This is a genomic window from Mesorhizobium sp. M7D.F.Ca.US.004.03.1.1, assembly GCF_003998635.1.
Lineage (GTDB): Bacteria > Pseudomonadota > Alphaproteobacteria > Rhizobiales > Rhizobiaceae > Mesorhizobium > Mesorhizobium loti.
The window spans coordinates 1-1,960 of sequence record NZ_RZQG01001035.1 but is presented as its reverse complement, the minus strand read 5'-3'; the positions used below and the strand labels follow the sequence as shown (position 1 = coordinate 1,960).

The 1,960-nt window shown below is 67.4% G+C and carries 1 protein-coding gene; it reads left to right on the top strand.

Translation table 11 applies throughout. The features are described from left to right. The coding region (locus EN935_RS33495) for a glycine cleavage T C-terminal barrel domain-containing protein (RefSeq protein ID WP_127374098.1) at positions 1–1,960 on the top strand (1,960 nt) is incomplete at both ends.

Genomic DNA, 1,960 nt, shown 5'->3' with positions numbered 1-1,960 from the left:
GTCAGGCCGCGCCAGATCGTGCTGGCGACCGGCGCCATCGAGCGGCCGCTGCCTTTCGCCAACAACGACCTGCCGGGCATCATGTCGGCGGATGCGGCGCTCGCCTATCTCAGGCGCCATGCCGTACTTGTCGGCCGCCGCATTGTCGTCGCCACCAACAATGACAGCGCTTATGAAACGGCAGGGGCGCTTGCCGAGGCAGGCGCTGAAGTCACGCTTGTCGACCTGCGGCGCGACGGCACGCCTAACGCGCCCGCCAATGTCCGGCTGGTCAAAGGGCGCGCCCTGGCTTCCGCTAGTGGCAGGCTGCGCGTCGAGGGCGTGACGCTCGACGACGGCACGAGGTTGGATACCGATTGCTTGCTGATCTCCGGCGGCTGGACGCCAACCATTCATCTGTTCGGCCAGGCCAAGGGCAAGCTCGCCTGGAGCGAGACGCGCGCCGCCTTCCTGCCCGGCGATCCGGTCGACGGCATCGCCGTGGCAGGTGCCGCAGCCGGCGCGGTTTCCTTGTCGGAGGTGTTTGCTGGCGCCGGCACCGCCGTTGCATCGCTCGGCCAGACGAAGGCTGCCCTACCGCGCAGCACCGGACCGGAGGCGACGGGCGGCATCCACCCGGCATGGCCGATTCCGGGCTCGAAGGGACGCATCTGGATCGACTATCAGAACGACGTGACGGTGAAGGACGTCGAGCTTGCGGCGCGGGAAAACTTCGTCTCGGTCGAACATCTGAAGCGCTACACCACGCTCGGCATGGCGACGGACCAGGGCAAGACCTCCAACCTGCCCGGCCTGGCGCTGATGGCCGGGATCACCGGCCGTACGGTGCCGGAGGTAGGCACCACCACCTATCGGCCGCCGTTCACGCCGGTGCCGCTGGCAAGCTTTGCCGGCGCGCGCGTCGGCGAATTGATGGCGCCGGTGCGGCGGCTGCCGCTGGAGAGCGTGCATCGCGCCAGCGGCGCTGTCTTCCAGGAATATGGCGGCTGGCTGCGCCCGGCCCACTATGGCGGCAACGCGGACGCGGAGCGTTCGATCGCGGACGAGGCGCGACGCGCCCGCCAGTCTGTGGCGCTGTTCGATGGTTCGACGCTCGGCAAGATCGAGGTGATCGGGCCGCAGGCGGCTGCGTTCGTCGATTTTCTCTATTACAACACCATGTCGACGCTGAAGCCGGGCCGCTGCCGCTATGGCTTCATGCTGTCGGAGAATGGCGTGGTCTTCGACGACGGCGTGCTGGTGCGGCTCGACGAACATCGCTTCGTCGTCTCGTGCTCGTCCTCGCATGTCGCTGCCGTGCACGCCCGGCTGGAAGAATGGCGCCAGGACCGGTTTGGCCGCGGCGCGGTCTACATCCACAACGCCACATCAGACATGGCAACGCTGACCGTTTCGGGGCCGAACGCCCGAAAACTACTCGAAACTCTGGATCTCGGTCTTTCGCTCGACGATGCCGACCTGCCGCATATGGCGGTCGGTCATGGCACCTATGGCGGCGACGAAGTCCGCATCGCGCGTGTCAGCTTCACCGGCGACCGGAGCTACGAAATCTCGATCCGGGCGGATCGCGCCGAGCCGTTATGGGCGCAACTGCGCCAGGCCGGCCAGGCGTTCGACGTCGTCGTCATCGGCCTCGAAGCGCTGATGATCCTGCGCGCCGAGAAAGGCTTTATCGTCATCGGCAAGGACACCGACGGCACCACGCTGCCGCACGATCTCGGCGTCGACGGCCCGCGTGCCAAGCGCAAGACCGAGTTCGTCGGCCGCCGCTCGCTGTTCACCGAAGAGGCGTCGCGCGGAAACCGCATGCAGCTTGTCGGGCTGGCGGTGCCGCAAGGCGAAGCGCCGCTGCCGACCGGCGCGCACGGCATCAAACGGATCGACGGCAGATTGCGCAGCCAGGGCTTTGTCACCTCGAGCTACCAGAGCCCCACGCTTGGCCGCCCGGTTGCACTTGGGT